This is a genomic window from Streptomyces sp. NPDC056224 (assembly GCF_042267665.1).
In the GTDB taxonomy this organism is placed as follows: Bacteria; Actinomycetota; Actinomycetes; order Streptomycetales; family Streptomycetaceae; genus Streptomyces.
In genome coordinates this window covers 138,087-153,864 of sequence record NZ_JBHJTK010000004.1, presented here as the reverse complement: position 1 = coordinate 153,864, position 15,778 = coordinate 138,087, and the positions used below count along the sequence as shown (strand labels likewise).

Sequence of the window (15,778 nt, the reverse complement as noted above, 5' to 3'; positions counted from 1 at the left end):
GTCAGGGAGTGAAGGTCCAGCGCTGGGCCGGGGTGTTGTCGCAGGCGGCGCGGGTGAGGACGGTGCCGTCGGCGGTGGCGGCACCGGCCGGGGCGAGGCACTTGCCCTCACTGCGCAGGCTGCTCTGGGAGCCCGCCTGCCAGGTCTGGCCGGCGCTGCCGTCGCAGGTCTGGATGCTCACCCGTGAGGCGTTCGCGGCGTCCAGGCAGACGCCTCCGAGACCGGTGAGGCGGCCGTCGGGCTGGAGGGTCCAGCGTTGGTTGGGGCCTCCGTGGCAGGTGTAGAGGGTGGGTTCGGTGCCCGGGGCGGTGGCGCTGTGCGGCAGGTCCACGCAGCTCGCCGAGGCTGCGTTGACGAGCGTGGCGTCGGCCGGGAACGGGGCCGGCCGGCCGGTGAGGGTGATCTCGGCGGCGCTGGTCCAGGGGCCGCGGGCTCCGGCCTCGGTCAGCGCCTTCAGGCGCAGGTACCGGCCGCTCTTCACGGACAGGGCGGTGGTCTTGGCCGCGGCGGTGTCGGCGAAGGTGCCGCTCGCCACGGGTGGGCCCCAGTCGGCGGTGGTGTCGGAGACGTAGACCTCGTACCCGCCGATGCGGCCGTTGACCCCGCCGTCCTGGCGGGGCAGGTAGCCCAGGCCGTCCACCGCGTAGCGCGCACCGAGGTCGATCTGGATCTCGTGCGGGAGCGGGGCGGGCTTCGCGGAGGACCACGCGGTGTGCCACAGGGTGGCCGGGTTCCCGTCGAAGGCGTTGGCCGCGGCCCCGTTCTCGGCGCTGGTCTCCTGGCTGTCCGCCGAGACCAGGGACCAGCCCGACTGGGCGATCGGGGCGGAGGCGGGCAGGGCGCCGGCCGGCGGGATGCTGGTGCCGGTGGCCGAGACGCTGAACGCGCCCGCCTTCGTAACCGTCTTGACCCACAGGACGCCGGAGCGGTCGGAGGCGTCGAAGAACCAGCCGGACGCGGCCGCGTCATAGGCGGACTTGGAGGTCAGGCGCGTCAGCGCGGCCCCGTCGGCGGTGAGGCCGGTGGGCGCGGAGGCCACGTGGAGGGTGAACTCGTAGCCGCGGGAGGCCGGTTTGCCGGTGTAGCTGCCGGTGGAGGCCCCGACGGAGACGGTGACCGTGCCGGAGCCGGCCGTCGGGGCGGTGACGTCCACCTGCTGGCGGGCATGGGCCCCGGACTGGTAGGCGCGGGTGCGGCCGTCGTCCTCGTAGAGGCTGAAGGAGGAGTTGCCGCGCGGGTGGATGTCGTAGGTGAGGGTGGAGACGGGCTTCTCCCCCGTGTAGTTCATCTGCGGCCACATCGGCACGATCGCGCCGCCCTTGACGAAGAGGGGCAGCGTGTCGAGCGGGGCCCGGTAGCCGTTCAGCCAGCCCGGGCCCGCGTACGTACGGCCCGTCCAGTAGTCCGTCCAGCTGCCGGCGGGGAGGTAGATGCCGTCCCGGACGTCGGTGTCGGAGACCACGGGCGCGACCAGGAGGGAGTCTCCGGCCATGAACTGGCCGCTGGTGAGGTTCCCGCGGGCCACCGGATCGTCGGGGTATTCGAGGACCATCGCGCGGGTGCTGGGCACGCCGGTCTCGTTCGCCGTCCTGCTCATCGTGTAGAGGTACGGCATCAGCCGCATCTTGAGCTGGAGGTACTTGCGGTTGATGGACAGGTACGGCTCGGCGAAGCGCCAGGGCTGCTTGTCCTGGTAACCGGCGGCCGGATTGACCGCCCCCCACCCGGACATGGTCATGAAGGCAGGGGTGAAGGCCTTCCACTGGAGGTCGCGGGTGTACGTCTTGGGGCTGCCGCCGAAGATGCCGTCGACGTCGCCGGAGGCGTAGTTGATGCCGGACAGGCCCGCTCCGGCGATGGCGGGGACGTGCCAGCGCATGTCGTCCCAGGTGCCGTAGGTGTCGCCGGTCCACACGACGGCGTTGCGCTGGGTTCCGGCCCAGCCGTCGACGGTCCAGACGTAGCGCCGGGCGTCGGAGTTCTTCTCGATTCCGTCGACGGCCTGCTGCACTCCGTCGAAGGCGTACTTGTAGCCGCTGCCGACCCAGGCCACGTCCGTCTTCACGCCGCGGCTGCCGGCCGTGCCCACCTCGTCGGCGATGGAACCGAGGCCGGTGGAGGTCCACAGTCCGGTCTGGAAGCCCTTGGCCTTCAGCGCGTCCACCGTCGACTTCAGGGGCGCGGTGTAGCCGCAGCCGTAGCCGTCGTTGGGCAGGAACCAGCCCGAGGGCATGTCGGCGGCGCGGGCGTCGGCCGCGTACCCGGCGACGTCGGGTGTGGTCTGGTGGCGCGCGCGGTTGTGGTCGCCCTGGTAGTCGGGGTTGGAGGCGTTGAAGCAGTCGGCGTTGCCCAGCTCGAAGCCCCACATCGGCGCCATGAACGGCTTGCCGCTGACGTCGGTGTACGCGTCGAGCACCGACTTGAGGGAGTCGCCGGTGAAGTACCAGGCGTCGAAGCGCTTCTCGTCGTGCGTCAGGGCGGTGGGGGCGTTGAAGGCGTAGGAACCCGGCGCCCACGTGTTGCGCATGACGCCGTACCCGTTGGTCGACATGTAGAAGGGGGCGGGACTGGCGTTGGCGTTCTCGCGCCACTTGTTGTCGACCGCGACGGGGACGGTCTTGCCGCGCAGCGCCCATTCGCCCAGGCGCAGGCCGGTGCCGTAGAACTGCTCGTCCGCGCCCCGGGCCAGGTACTGGGTGGTCTGGCTGCCGGTCCAGCTGGTGGGCCGGGACTCCTGCCAGACGGGGGTGGTGTCGTCGGCCCGGTAGACGGAGAACTGCAGGGGGGACTTGTTGACCCGGATGGACAGGGCCGCCGTGGTGATCCGGTAGTACGCGCCCGCGTCGGTCCAGTTCGTGGCGACGGAGCCGAAGTCGGTGGTGGGGGCGAGGTCGGTACCGGCGGGGTCGTCGGTGAAGGCACCGTCGGGCGAGAGCCAGAGCCGGAAGATATCGGCGCGGGCGACGACCACCCGGGCCTTGGCTCCGCTGGAAGTCGTGACGGTGAAGGTGTTCCCGGCCTGACCGATGCCGGTGACGTTGCCGGCCGTGGCCGCGGGCGCGGCGGGGGACGCGGCGGCGGGTGAGGCAGCGGCGGGTGAGGCCGCCGGACCCGCGGCGGCCAGGCCGCCGACGGCGAGGGCGGCGGCGAGCAGGGCGGCCGGGGCGCGCCGGCGCCGGGGTGTGCGGGCCGGGCGGCCCTGGCGGACCGGGGTCCTGCGGATGCCTGGCAGTCTCATGGGGCAGCTCCTCGTGCGGTCCGGATCACGGACACACCGCTTTGGCATGCACCTGGCAAGATAGCGTTCCGCCGGAACTTTCTGAAGGAAGATGCTCGAAGTCGTACCCCATCAAGCATCTTTGTGCACATCGCGCCCTCACTTCAGCGCGGCATCCGTCGCAGCGGCCGTTGTCAGACCCCTGCGCGAAGATCGGGACATGACGACGACCACCGCTCCCGCCCTGGCCAACCGCGACGAATACGCCGATGCGATCGGTGCCGCCCTGAGGGCCTCGGCCGCGTACTACGGCTCCGGGGAATCCGCCCTGGACGACGCTTCGTTCGACCTCCTCCTCGGTCTCATAAAGGCGTACGAAGAGCGGTATCCGGAGCAGACCGACCCCGCCTCGCCGACGGGGAAGGTGGCGGGCGGGGCCGTACCGGCCGGAGACGTGGCGCACACCGCCGCGATGCTCTCGCTGGGCAACGTGTTCAGCCCGCAGGACCTGGTCGACTGGGAGGCCTCGGTGCTCCGGCGGCTCGGGTCCCCGGTCACGGGCGGGTACGCGGTCGAACCGAAGCTGGACGGGGCCTCGCTGGCCGCGCGGTACCGCCGGGGCCGGCTGGTCCAGCTCGTCACCCGGGGCAACGGCACCGGCGGCGAGGACGTCTCGCACGCGATCGGCGCGATCGCCGGGCTGCCCCGGGAGCTGGCCACGGACGCCTCCTTCGAGGTACGCGGCGAAGTCCTGCTGACGGCCGAGCAGTTCGAGCGGGCGAACGCGATACGCGCCGAGCACGGGGCGGTCCCCTTCTCCAATCCCCGCAACGGCGCGGCCGGCACGCTGCGGGCCAAAGGGCGCGCGTACACGGTGGAGATGACCTTCTGGGCCTTCGGCGCGGTGGAGCTCGACGGCGGCAGCGCCCTTCCCGGCACCAGCCACTTCGAGGTCATGGCCCATGTCGCCCGGGCCGGCGTCCAGACCGCGGCGGCCACCCCCGCCGGTCTGACGGTGGTGGCCACGCTCGCCGAGGTACAGGAGCAGGTCGACCGCATCGCCGCGCTCCGCCCGGAGCTGCCCTTCGGGATAGACGGGGTGGTGGTCAAGCTGGACGCCCTGGCCGAACAGGCCGCGGCCGGCACCGGATCGCGCCACCCGCACTGGGCGACCGCGTACAAGCTGCCGGCCGTGGAACGGCGCACCCGGCTGGTCGACGTGACCTGGTCGGTGGGGCGTACGGGGGTGCTCGCGCCCACGGCGGTCCTCGAACCGGTGGAGATCGACGGCTCGGTGGTCCGGCACGCCACGCTCCACAACCCCGCCGACATCGAGCGCCGTGGGCTGCGCCTCGGCGACATCGTGACCGTGTACAAGGCGGGGGACGTCATCCCGCGCGTCGAGGCTCCCGTGGTCGAGCTGCGCAACGGGGCGGAGCGGCCGATCGAGCCCCCGGCCGTGTGCCCGGGCTGCGCCGGGGAGATCGACCGGTCCCAGGAGCGGTGGCGCTGCGCGCAGCCCGCCGACTGCGGTCGGATCGCCGCGATCCTGTACGCCGCCGGGCGGGACCAGCTCGACATCGACGGCCTGGGCGAGAGGTACGTACGGGCGCTCGTCGAAGCCGGTCACGTGCGGGACGTGGCCGACCTGTTCGCGCTGGACCGGGCGCGGCTCGCCGAGGCCGCCGGGAGCGAGAAGCGGGCGGCGAAGCTGGTCGAGCAGATCGAGGCGGCGAAGGGCAGGCCGCTGTCCCGGGTGTTCTGCGCGCTCGGCATCGTCGGCACCGGGCGGGGCATGTCCCGGCGGATCGCCCGGCACTTCGGGACGATGGAGGCCGTCCGGGCCGCCGACGCGACCGCGATGACGGAGGTGGAGCTGGTCGGCGACACGAAGGCGGCCGCCATCGTCGCCCAGGTCGCGGAGCTCGGGCCGGTCATCGACAAGCTCGCCGCGGCCGGGGTCAACCTCACGGAGCCGCAGGCCGCGCCTGCCGCCGGCGCCGGGGCCGCGGACGGGGCCGGGGCCGGGCCGCTGGTCGGTCAGACGGTGGTGGTCACCGGGCGGATGGCGGGTGCGCTGGCGGCGTACGACACCCGCGACAAGGTGCGCGAGCTGATCGAGCGGGCGGGCGGGAAGTCCGCGAGCGGCATATCCGGGCGGACGACCCTCCTGGTGGCGGGCGAGAAGGCGGGCGGCAAGGTGGCCAAGGCCGAGGAGGCCGGGATCGAGATCGTCGGCGAGGACGCCTTCGCCGAGCGCATCGCCGCCTTCCTCACGGTGTGACGGCCAGCACCGGCGGGGCCGGTGATGTCCACCGGTGACCGCAGGGGTCGAAGGCCAGCACCACCGGCCGGCCCGGCCGCTCTCTCCACGAGATGCGTGCCGGCGCGCTCGCGCACACCGGACACAGGGGCAGCGGGGCAGGCTCCGCGGAACACCCGCGTGCGGCCGCGAGCGGTGTGGAGTGCGGATCTCGCATGGACGCTCCCTGGTCGTGCAGTTCTCCTGCTCGCACTGTGCCACGCGGCAGCCCTCGTCCGCACGGGCCGAATCGTCCAGTGTTCCGGCTGGTCAGAGGTGCGCTCAGCAGGCGGATTCCGGTCCACTTGCGGGCACATCATGATCAACCGCACCCGTTCGGGCCGCCACCGGGCCCGATGCCGCCCGGCCGGGCGCACCGGCGTGCGCGGGTCCTCGTACGGTCCCGCGCACGCCGGTGCGCATCGGGGTCAGGGCAGCTTGTCGACCTCGGGGTGTTCGGCCAGCCAGGCGCGGACCGCCTGCTGTTCCTTGCCCTTGCCGGTGTCCTGGATCTTCGCCTCCAGGCCGGTCAGCTGCTCCTCGGTGAGCTTGAAGGACCGCAGCCAGCGCGCCACGTCGGGCTCGTCGGCGGCGAAGCCCTTGCGGGCCAGGGTGTGGATGCCGTCGCCCTTGCCCCAGACGCCCTTCGGGTCCTCCAGCTTGGTCAGCTCGTACGAGGAGTACGCCCAGTGCGGGGACCACAGCACGGTCACGACGGGCTCCTTCTTCTCGTAGGCCCGCTCGAGCTCGGCGAGCATGCCGGGGGTGGAGCCGTCGACGACCTGGTACTCGCCTTCGAGTCCGTACTCCTTCAGGACCTTGTCCTTCAGGATGGACATGGCGCCGGCGCTCGGCTCGATGCCGATGATCCGGCCCTTGAACTGCCCGGACCTGCCCTTGAGGTCGGCGAGCGAGCGGACGTCCTTCACGTACGAGGGCACGGACAGCTCCAGCGAGGTGGCGCCGTACCAGGAACCGAGGTCTTCCAGCTTGTTCCCGTACTTCTCCCAGTACTGGGCGTGCGTGACGGGCAGCCAGGCGTCGGTCTGGAAGTCGAGCCGGCCGCCGGCCAGGCCGGTGTAGAGCGCGCCGGCCTCCAGCTGGCGGGCGTCCACCTTGAAGCCGCGCCGCTCCAGGAGCTCCTTCCACAGGAAGGTGGAGGCGATGCCCTCGTCCCAGGGGATGTAGCCGACGGAGACCGTGCGGCCCTTGCCGATGTTCGCGGCGCCGGCCGGTCCGTCCTCGGCGGCGGAGCCGCCGAAGGTGCTGAGCCCGCCCGCGACGAGGGCGAGTACGACGGCTCCGGTGATGGCGTGGGCGGGCCGGGGGCGGTGGTTCCACACCTTGGCCGCGCCGGTGGCGGCGGCCCGTGCCTTGGCGAGGCTGCGCCGGCCGAGCGGGGAGACCTGGCGGCCGAGCGCCCCGGTCATCCGGTCGAGGTACATGGCCAGGATGACGATGGAGACGCCCGCCTCGAAGCCGAGGCCGATGTCGACGTTGCCGATGGCGCTGTAGACGGCTCCGCCGAGTCCGCCGCCGCCCACCATGCCGGCGATGACGACCATGGACAGGCCGAGCATGATGACCTGGTTGACGCCCGCCATGATGGTCGGCAGGGCCAGCGGCAGCTGGACGCGGACCAGGGTGTCGCGCGGGGTGGTGCCGAAGGCGTCGGCCGCCTCGACCAGTTCCGCGTCGACCTGGCGGATGCCGAGCTCGGTCATCCGTACGCCCGGCGGCAGCGAGAAGATGATGGTCGCGATGATGCCGGGCACCACGCCCACCCCGAAGAAGATGATGCCGGGGATGAGGTAGACCATGGCCGGCATGGTCTGCATGAAGTCCAAGGCGGGCCGCAGGACGGCGCTGACCCGGTCGGACCGCGAGGCCCGGATGCCGAGCGGGATCGCGAAGAACAGCGTGACGAGGGTGGCGACCAGGACCAGCGACAGCGTCGACATGGCCTCGGACCACAGCCCGACGGAGTCGACGAGCGCGAAGCCGGCGAAGGCGAGCGCCCCCGCGAGGAGCCCGCGCAGCCACCAGGCGGCGAGCGCGAGGATGCCCGCGAACAGCAGCGGGGCGGGGGCGGAGAGCACGGCGTCGATGCCGTCGTAGAGGCCGGTGACGAGCGCGCTGACGGCCTCGAACAGCCAGGACAGGTGGCGCTGGAGGAAGTCGACACCGCTGTCGACCCAGGCGCCGAGGTGCAGGCGGGGCATCAGGCGGCCACCTCCGCACAGGCCGTCGGGGGCCGCTGTTCGTCACCGAGGAAGGCGACGAGCCGGTCCTGCGGGACGGAGCCGATGACGGCGCCGGCCGCGTCGGTGACGGCGACCGGGTGCGGGACGCGGGCGCTGACCGCGCACAGGTCGGCGAGCACGGTGCCCGCGCTGACGGTGGGGCAGCCGCAGGCGTCCGCCCCGGCGGGAGCCTCGTCCATGACGGCGCCGGCCGTGAGCACGCGCGAGCGGTCCACGTCCTGGACGAAGGAGGCGACGTAGTCGTCGGCCGGGCGGGTGAGGATGTCCTCGGCGGTGCCCTGCTGGACGATCCGGCCGTCGCGCATGACGGCGATGCCGTCCCCCAGGCGCATGGCCTCGTTGAGGTCGTGGGTGATGAAGACGATGGTCTTCTTCAGCCGCCGCTGGAGTTCGAGGAGCTGGTCCTGCATGTCGCGGCGGATCAGCGGGTCGAGGGCGCTGAACGACTCGTCCATCAGCAGCAGGTCGGCGTCGGTGGCCAGGGCGCGGGCCAGACCCACGCGCTGCTGCATGCCGCCGGAGAGCTCGTCGGGCCAGGACTTCTCCCAGCCGCCGAGCCCGCACAGCGCCAGGGCCTCGGCGGCCCGGCGCTCGCGCTCGGCCCGGGGGACGCCCTGGACCTCCAGTCCGTAGCCGGCGTTCTCCAGGACGTCGCGGTGCGGGAACAGCGCGAAGTGCTGGAAGACCATGCTGATCTTGGTGGAGCGTACGCGCCGCAGCTCGCGCGGGCTGAGCGCGGTGAGGTCCTCGCCGTCGAAGAGGATGCGTCCCGAGGTGGGCTCCAGCAGTCCGTTGAGCATGCGCAGCAGCGTGGACTTGCCGGATCCCGACAGACCCATGACGACGAATATCCGGCCCGGCTCCACGCGGAAGGAGGCATCGATCACCGCGGCCGTCGTTCCGCCGGCGCGCAGCTCGTCGCGGGTGGTGCCGGCTTCGAGCGCGCGGACCGCGGCCGCCTGGTCGTCGGGGTGTCTTGCGAACACCTTGTAGACGTGTTCGGCCTGGAGCGTGGACACATGTACCTCACGGGTCGTACGGGTACGGCGCGCGCCGGACGGGCCGGCGCGGGCCGTGGAGCGGGACGGGATCCGCCCGCGTGCGCCGTGCTCTCCGCCACCCTGTGCCGGAGAGCACGGTTCCGCTCCCACCGCGCTCGTGCCCTGCGTTCACCTGAGCAAACGCAAAGGTGATCTACCTCACGTGCTCGACTCCCGCGCCCTCCGGCTCGTCCTCCAGCATGGAGGCGCGCAGGTGCCCGAGGAGCCGGCTCAGCAGCCGGGAGACCTGCATCTGCGAGATGCCGAGGGCCGCGCCTATCTGGGCCTGGGTCAGCTCCTCGCCGAAGCGCATCTGCAGCATCCGGCGCTCGCGGTCGGTGAGCTGTTCCAGCAGCGGCGCCAGGGTCTGGATGTCCTCGACCAGCTCCATGGCCGGCTCCTCCTCGCCCATGACGTCGGCGAGGGTGTGGCCCTCGGTCTGGCCGCCTCCGTACTCGGAGTGCGCGGCCTGCGGGGCGTCCAGGGAGCCGCTGGTGTGACCGTTGGCGGCGAAGAGGCCCTCTATGACCTCCTCCTCGGAGAGTCCGAGGTGACCGGCGAGATCCGCGACGGTGGGCGAGCGGTCGAGCTCGATGGTCAGCGACTCCTTCGCCTTCGCGATCTCGATGCGCAGCTCCTGGAGCCGGCGCGGGACGCGGACGGCCCAGGAGGTGTCACGGAAGTGCCGCTTGATCTCGCCTGTGATGTACGGCATGGCCAGCGTGGAGAACTCGTTCTCGCGGGCCGGGTCGAACCGGTCGATGGCCTTGATCAGGCCGATGGTGCCGACCTGGACGATGTCGTCCATGTCACCACCGTCGCCGCGGTTACGGAAGCGGCGCACGGCGTACTGGACGAGTGAGGCGTTCATCTCGATGAGGGTGTTGCGGACGTACTGGTACTCCGCGGTGCCCTCGCTCAGTTCACGCAGCCGCCGGAAGAAGACCTTCGACAGCTCCCTCGCGTCCGCCGGGGCCACCTCGCGCGGCTCGTCTATCCGGGGCAGGCCCGCGAGGCGGGACGCTTCGGCGGCCTGACGGGGGGAGGGGACGGCGACGGAGGAGGTGGTGGCGGTAGGGGAAGACGGGGCAGGGACCGGCATGGGGGTTCGCTCCTTGGGCTGGTCGGCTTGCGGCGCGGGACCTTGACTGCCGTAGATGTTGTACCCCTTCTGGTCGCACGTCAAGAATTACCGGAAATGCATTTCACGTCTTGTGTCTCACGTCTTGCATCACAGGAATCAGTTATCGCATCATGGCCACATGGGCAGCATGTCTCAACGACAAAACTGGACATTTCTGACTAATCACGCACGAGTTCTGGTGACCATCGCCCGGGACCCGGCCGTGCGGCTCAGGGATGTCGCGACCGTGTGCGGTCTGACCGAACGCACCGTGCAGTCGATCGTCACCGACCTGGAGTCGGACGGATACCTGCGGCGGTCCCGCGACGGCCGGCGCAACCGGTACGACATCTCCCCGGGCGCGGTCTTCCGCCACCCGGCCGAGGCGGGTGTCCAAGTGGCCGGTCTGCTCGCCCTGCTGACCGGCGCCTCCGCGGACCCGGACGCTCCGCCGCCGGCCCCTGACGTCAGCGACGCGGAAGCCACCGAGCTCCTCGGCATCGTCCCGATACCCGGCCTCTCGGTGGAGACCTCTTAGGCGGATTGCCCACGAGCGTTGTTGACAGTCCTGGGCCATACGCCCGGACCCCCGGACGGGGTGCCGGCGCTCCCCCGGCCGGTTCCCCCCTCCTCACCCCCGCAGCGGGTTCGGCAGCGGCAGGTACCGGGCGTCCGCGCCGTCCGCGCGGGTCCAGCGCAGCAGCAGGTTCGTCTTGGCGGGCAGGGCGGGGGCGGCGAGCAGCTGTGCGATCTCGGGCAGGCCGCGCGTGGTGTCGTAGCGTAGGAACTCCTCCCGTACGGCGGGCCACACGAGCGCGGACATGTCCGGATGCCGCTCGCACAGCGCCCCCGCGATCTCCGCAAGATGGTTGACCACCAGGCAGTAGACCAGCCGCTGCCAGGCCTCCGCGCGCTCCAGGTCGGGCAGCAGCTTGACCCCCTCCGCGTCACGGAAGAGGGCCTGCACCGGCATGCCCGCCGCGTCGACGGCGACCAGGGTGTTCTGCAAGTGCGCCTCCAGCACGACCCCGTGACGCGCGAACAGCTCCAGCACCGGCGGCACGACGTGGCGCAGGTACGCCCGCCACCAGGCGACGGGGTCGGCGGTGCCCGCCAGCGGGCTTGCGGCGTAGCCCTCGGCGAGTGCGGCGGCCAGCACCGGGGTGGCCCCGGGAGCGGCATGCGCGTGCCCGTCGTGAAAGCCGTCCCGGACCAGGACGGCGAGTTCCTCGAAGGCGAAGGCGGCGGTCCGGTAACCGCGGTCGGCGAGCCAGGCCGCTCGCGAGCCGGCCCGGCGCAACGCGGCGAAGCCGGCCTCGACCGCCGCGTCGGTACGGCGCAGCTTCAGCAGGTCGTGCCGCCACAGGCGGCGCACGTCGTTGGTGATCCGGACGTCGAGGCTGAACTTCACGAAGAGGTCGGCGGACCGGTCCGGCACGTACAGGGTCCGGACCGATGCGGTCGGCCAGGCCGGCCGGCGGCTCTCCCCCAGCCGCAGCAGCCGGCCGTCGGCGAAGGCCTCGCGCACCGTCGGCCTGCAGCCGATCAGGTCCAGCTGCCAGGGGTGGGCGGGCAGCAGCAGGTAACCGGCGGGCGGGCGGGGCCCGTCGAGGGCGTCGGCGAGGGAATCGACCGCCGCGGCCGCGGCCGGTCCGCCCTCCTCGGCCACCTGGTCCTCGCGCAGACCGAGGAAGGCCAGCGGGAAGCGGGCGTGGGCCTCCGGGGCGTACGGCAGCCAGCTCCCGGCCGGCGCCCCGCCCCGGGCCTTGGGGGCGGGGTGGTTCGGGTGGCCCATGACCAGGGACTGCTCGGAGAGGAGGTACGGGTCCTCCGGCGGCTCGGCGGTCGCGCGGGCGGCCAGCAGCGCGGCGACCGCGTCCCGGCTGTCGGTGATCTCGACCGGGAGCTCGTCGTTCGCGACCCCGGTGTACCGGCCCAGTTCGTCGGAGGTGAGTTTGACCAGTTCGGTGTGGCTGAGCGGGTGCCAGCCGTCGGCCAGGCGCAGTTCGGGACGCACCGGCCGGCGGCTGCCCCGCACCCGGAGCAGCCGCCCGCTGCCGCGCAGCCGGTGGACACCCGCACCGTGCTCCTCGGCGGATTCGGCGGCCTCCCTGAGCAGGCAGTTCAGGAGCGGGGTGGCGGCGTAGGCGTCGGCGGCGGCGTTGAGGTCCACTGGTTCCATTCGGTCCATCCGGTGCGCCAGGGTCGCGGGACGCGACCTCCGGCCGTGATCTTCAGTATCCGCGATGATGAGTTGATCATCCGGTCAAGCGACATCCCGATCCGCGGAGCCCCTGATGTACTTTCCCGCTTCTCCCGCCGAAGAGGCCGTCGCCGCGGAACTGGCCGCCGTGCGGCCCGCGCTCGGACCCGCGTACGGCGCCGCGCTCGACGGCGCCCGGGCGGCCGTGCTGACCCGGCTGTGGCGGGCGCTGGCCTTCGAACCGCTGCCGTGGGTGGTGGCCCGCGAGCCGGGCCGCGCCGGCCTCGCGCTGCTGCTGGCGGGCGGCGGGCGGCTGGAGGGCCCGCCGCCGGACGCCTACGCCACCGACGCGTACGTGACGGAGCTGCTGCTCGACGGCAAGCCCTACCGGCACGCCGCGCGGCTGGTGGCGGCGCTGGGGGTGCCGCACGGGGAGGAGTTCGCCGCCGAGCTGGACGGCAGCACGGCCTCCCTCGCGCTCTCCCGGGCCGGCCGCCCGCCCGTCGGCCGGGACGTCGCCGCGCACACCACCTGGCAGTGGGAGCAGCGGGTGGTCGACGGGCATCCGTACCACCCGAACTGCCGTTCCCGGCCCGGTTTCTCGGTGGCCGAGCAGCTGGCGTACGCGCCCGAGCACCGCCCCGTGGTGGAGCTCGGCCTGGTCCCCGTACGGGCCGAGGAGTGCCTGGTCACCGGCGAGTGGCCGGCGCAACTGCGGGACGCGGGGCGGATCATGGTCCCGGTGCATCCCTGGCAGGCGGCGCACGCGCTCAAGCACGAGCAGGTGCGGGACGGTTTCGCGGCGCACCCGCTGATGGCCCTGCGCACCCTCGCTCCGGTGGCGGGCGGCGCGCACGTGAAGACGGCGCTGAGCACCCGGCTGACCTCTTCCGTGCGGGACATCTCCGGCTACTCCGTCGAAACGGCGGCGGCCGTGTCCGACTTCGCCCAGACGCTGTCCGAGCACCTCGACGGCCGGCTGCGCTTCACCCGCACACTCGGCGCGGCGACCGCCCACGGCCCGGACCTGGCGGCCGTACTGCGCGAGCCGCCGGAGCTGTACGCGGACGCCCCCGCCGGTGAGCGGGTGCTCCCGGTCGCGGCCCTGGCCTCGTACCCGCAGGCGCGCTCGGCCGCCTGGCGGGCCGGGTTCGCGCGTCTCGCGCTCTCGGTGTGCCTGCGCGTACTGGAGCTCGGAGTGGCCCTGGAGGCCCACGGCCAGAACCTGCTGGTCGTCCTCTCCGCCACCGGCGCCCCGCTGCGGCTGGTCTACCGGGACCTCGCCGACATCCGGATCAGCCCGGCCCGGCTGGTCCGGCACGGGCTGCCGGTGCCGCCCCTGTCCGGCCGGCTGATCACCGACGACGTGACCGTGCTGCGGCGCAAGCTGTTCGGGTCGCTGCTGACCGGTGCGCTCGGTGCCACGGCCGGCTCGGCCGGGGCCTTCGCCGAAGCCTTCGCCGAGGCGGCCGGTCTGCCGCCGACCGCCGACACCGAGGCGCTGCTGACCGGCGGGCTGCCCACCAAGGCGCTGACGCTGATGCGGCTGAGCCCCGGCGTCCCGGGGGATCAGTGGGCGGAGTTGCCCAACCCGCTGGCCGGGGGGTGAGCCGGAGCACACGGCCGGGTGTCCCCCCGGACGGAGTCCGGAGGATACTGTCCGGGGGTATGACAGAGACCTGGGACCTGAGCTCCGTGCGGGCTTCCTACGACACCGTCGCCCTCGACTACGCCCGGCTGCTCGGCACGGAACTGTTCGGCAAGCCGCTGGACCGGGCCATGCTGGCCGCGTTCGCCGAACACGTACGCGGCGGGCAGGGCCGTGCCGTCGCGGACCTCGGCTGCGGTCCGGGCCGGGTGACGGCACATCTGGACTCGCTCGGTGTACGGGCCTTCGGCGTCGACCTGTCCCCCGCGATGGTGGCGGTGGCCCGGCGGACGTATCCGGGGCTGCGCTTCGAAGTGGGCTCGATGGCCTCGCTGGACGTGGCGGACGGGGTACTCGGCGGGGTGCTGGCCTGGTACTCCACGGTGCACACCCCGCCGACGGAACTGCCTTCGGTATTCGCCGAGTTCGCGCGGGTGCTGGCCCCGGGCGGCCACCTACTGATCGGCTTCAAGGCGGGTGACCGGAAGATCCGGCTGGAGCACGCGTACGGGCATCCGGTCGACCTCGACGTGTACTGGACACCGCCGGACCTGGTCGCCGGGCTGCTGGCCGGGGCCGGCCTTGCCGAGGTGGGCCGCCTGGTACGGGCGCCCGAGGGCCAGGAGAAGGGTCCGCAGGGGTTCCTGCTCGCGCGCAAGGCCTGAGCCCCGGCGCCCACAGCGGCCGGAGGCAGGCCCCGGCTACCAGCGCAGCGGAAGCCGGGTCACGCCCCGCATGAGGGTGCCCGGGAGCCAGTCGCGGGGGCCCGCCTCCGGGTCCTCGGCCAGGTCGGGGAACCGCTCCAGCAGGGCCCGGACCGCGATGCGGCCCTCCATGCGGGCCAGCGGGGCGCCGATGCAGAAGTGGATGCCGTGACCGAAGGCGAGATGGCTCGGCCCGGCGCGGCGGATGTCGAAGGCGTCGGGCCCGGTGAACCGGTCCGGGTCGCGGCCGGCCGCGGCGAGCCCGATCATGACGGGGGAACCGGCCTCGATCACGGTGCCCCCGATCTCCAGGTCGGCGCGGGCGAAGCGGTAGGTGGCGTGCTGCACCGGGCCGTCGTAGCGGAGCATCTCCTCGACCGCGCCGTCGATCAGCCCGTCCGGGTCGGCGCGCAGGGCCGCCAGCTGGTCGGGGTGCGCGAGCAGGGCCCGTACGCCGTTGCCGATCAGGTTGACCGTGGTCTCGTGCCCGGCGACCAGCAACAGGAAGGACATGCCGATCAGCTCCTCGGGGGACAGCCGGTCGCCGTCCTCGTCCCGGGTCCGGATCAGCGCGCTGAGCAGGTCCTCGCCGGGGTCCGCGGCCTTGGCCTCGACGAGTTCGTACAGGTAGGCGGTCATCTCCTGCATCACCCTGGGGTCCGGGTTGGCCGGGTCCAGCGGGGCCACGACCTCGTTGGACCAGGAGCGGAACCGTTCCTGGTCCAGGTCGGGTACGCCGAGGAGTTCGCAGATGACGGTCATCGGCAGCGGGGCCGCGAAGGACCGGATCAGGTCGGCCCGCCGGTCCGGGGCCGCGGCCATCGCGTCGAGCAGCTCGTCGGTGACCTGCTGCACGCGCGGGCGCAGGGCCTCGACCCGGCGGGAGGTGAACTCGCCCGCCACCAGGCGGCGCAGCCGGGTGTGGTGGGGCGGATCCGATTCGAGCATGTTGGTGGCGGCGGCGGTCACCGGAACGTTCGCGAACTGCTCGTGGTCGAACCAGTTCTTCGACAGGGCCGGGTGGGCCAGGGCTTGGCGGGCTTCGTCGTGGCCGACGACCAGCCAGGTCCGGGTGCCCGAGATGACGACCCGGTGGACGGGGCCGAGGGCACGCAGTGCGGCGTAGAAGGGGTAGGGGTCGGCGTTGAACTCTTCGGCGTGTGCGGTCATGTCGGTAAGCGGCATGAGCCGCAGCCTAGGGTGATCACCGCAGGAACCGAACGGGATATATGAGAAGCCGGATCGTTTCGGCTGTGGGCCGTTCGGGGGTCAACCAG

At 72.7% G+C, this 15,778-nt stretch carries 10 protein-coding genes; 4 read left to right on the top strand and 6 right to left on the bottom strand.

Annotation, left to right across the window (positions count from 1 at the left end; translation table 11 throughout):
• Position 1 precedes the first annotated feature (1 nt).
• Positions 2–3,238 carry a TIM-barrel domain-containing protein gene (locus ACFCZ1_RS08010; RefSeq protein WP_376677538.1) on the bottom strand — a complete coding sequence of 1,079 codons (3,237 nt, stop codon included), beginning with the start codon at positions 3,236–3,238 and terminating at the stop codon, positions 2–4.
• 199 nt (positions 3,239–3,437) lie between these two features.
• Between ACFCZ1_RS08010 and ligA the strand changes: the two genes are divergently transcribed.
• Positions 3,438–5,501, top strand: a complete 2,064-nt coding sequence (gene ligA / locus ACFCZ1_RS08005) for an NAD-dependent DNA ligase LigA (RefSeq protein ID WP_376677537.1) — start codon at positions 3,438–3,440, stop codon at positions 5,499–5,501.
• A 446-nt stretch (positions 5,502–5,947) separates the two neighbouring features.
• Here the strand turns inward: ligA and ACFCZ1_RS08000 are convergent, their stop codons facing one another.
• The 3 genes from ACFCZ1_RS08000 to ACFCZ1_RS07990 all read right to left on the bottom strand — a co-directional run bounded on the left by ACFCZ1_RS08000 (position 5,948) and on the right by ACFCZ1_RS07990 (position 9,925).
• The gene (locus ACFCZ1_RS08000; RefSeq protein ID WP_376677536.1) at positions 5,948–7,741 is read right to left on the bottom strand and encodes an ABC transporter permease/substrate binding protein; all 1,794 of its coding nucleotides are present in this window, start codon (positions 7,739–7,741) and stop codon (positions 5,948–5,950) included.
• Positions 7,741–8,802: a glycine betaine/L-proline ABC transporter ATP-binding protein gene (locus ACFCZ1_RS07995; RefSeq protein ID WP_376677535.1), complete on the bottom strand. Its 1,062-nt coding sequence runs from the start codon at positions 8,800–8,802 to the stop codon at positions 7,741–7,743. The genes ACFCZ1_RS08000 and ACFCZ1_RS07995 overlap by 1 nt, the downstream gene beginning before the upstream one ends.
• 175 nt (positions 8,803–8,977) lie before the next feature.
• A complete protein-coding gene (locus ACFCZ1_RS07990) occupies positions 8,978–9,925 on the bottom strand; it encodes a SigB/SigF/SigG family RNA polymerase sigma factor (RefSeq protein ID WP_376677534.1) in 948 nt (315 codons plus the stop codon).
• Between the two features lie 160 nt (positions 9,926–10,085).
• Between ACFCZ1_RS07990 and ACFCZ1_RS07985 the strand changes: the two genes are divergently transcribed.
• A complete protein-coding gene (locus tag ACFCZ1_RS07985) occupies positions 10,086–10,484 on the top strand; it encodes a MarR family transcriptional regulator (RefSeq protein WP_376677533.1) in 399 nt (132 codons plus the stop codon).
• 93 nt (positions 10,485–10,577) lie between these two features.
• Here ACFCZ1_RS07985 and ACFCZ1_RS07980 read toward each other — a convergent pair whose 3' ends face one another.
• Positions 10,578–12,137 (bottom strand): IucA/IucC family protein, encoded by a 1,560-nt coding sequence (locus ACFCZ1_RS07980; RefSeq protein ID WP_376677532.1) that lies wholly within the window; start codon positions 12,135–12,137, stop codon positions 10,578–10,580.
• A gap of 106 nt (positions 12,138–12,243) precedes the next feature.
• Between ACFCZ1_RS07980 and ACFCZ1_RS07975 the strand changes: the two genes are divergently transcribed.
• A complete protein-coding gene (locus ACFCZ1_RS07975) occupies positions 12,244–13,758 on the top strand; it encodes an IucA/IucC family protein (RefSeq protein WP_376677531.1) in 1,515 nt (504 codons plus the stop codon).
• 59 nt (positions 13,759–13,817) lie between these two features.
• Positions 13,818–14,462: a class I SAM-dependent methyltransferase gene (locus tag ACFCZ1_RS07970; RefSeq protein ID WP_376677530.1), complete on the top strand. Its 645-nt coding sequence runs from the start codon at positions 13,818–13,820 to the stop codon at positions 14,460–14,462.
• A 36-nt stretch (positions 14,463–14,498) separates the two neighbouring features.
• Here the strand turns inward: ACFCZ1_RS07970 and ACFCZ1_RS07965 are convergent, their stop codons facing one another.
• A complete protein-coding gene (locus tag ACFCZ1_RS07965) occupies positions 14,499–15,686 on the bottom strand; it encodes a cytochrome P450 (RefSeq protein ID WP_376677529.1) in 1,188 nt (395 codons plus the stop codon).
• Positions 15,687–15,778 lie beyond the last annotated feature (92 nt).

Bases quoted from the DNA above. Each gene is read 5' to 3' on its own strand.
- ACFCZ1_RS07990 (WP_376677534.1), bottom strand. From the start codon at position 9,925: ATGCCGGTCCCTGCCCCGTCTTCCCCTACCGCCACCACCTCCTCCGTC.
- ACFCZ1_RS07980 (WP_376677532.1), bottom strand. From the start codon at position 12,137: ATGGACCGAATGGAACCAGTGGACCTCAACGCCGCCGCCGACGCCTAC.
- ACFCZ1_RS08010 (WP_376677538.1), bottom strand. From the start codon at position 3,238: ATGAGACTGCCAGGCATCCGCAGGACCCCGGTCCGCCAGGGCCGCCCG.
- ligA (WP_376677537.1), top strand. From the start codon at position 3,438: ATGACGACGACCACCGCTCCCGCCCTGGCCAACCGCGACGAATACGCC.
- ACFCZ1_RS08000 (WP_376677536.1), bottom strand. From the start codon at position 7,741: ATGCCCCGCCTGCACCTCGGCGCCTGGGTCGACAGCGGTGTCGACTTC.
- ACFCZ1_RS07975 (WP_376677531.1), top strand. From the start codon at position 12,244: ATGTACTTTCCCGCTTCTCCCGCCGAAGAGGCCGTCGCCGCGGAACTG.
- ACFCZ1_RS07985 (WP_376677533.1), top strand. From the start codon at position 10,086: ATGGGCAGCATGTCTCAACGACAAAACTGGACATTTCTGACTAATCAC.
- ACFCZ1_RS07970 (WP_376677530.1), top strand. From the start codon at position 13,818: ATGACAGAGACCTGGGACCTGAGCTCCGTGCGGGCTTCCTACGACACC.
- ACFCZ1_RS07965 (WP_376677529.1), bottom strand. From the start codon at position 15,686: ATGCCGCTTACCGACATGACCGCACACGCCGAAGAGTTCAACGCCGAC.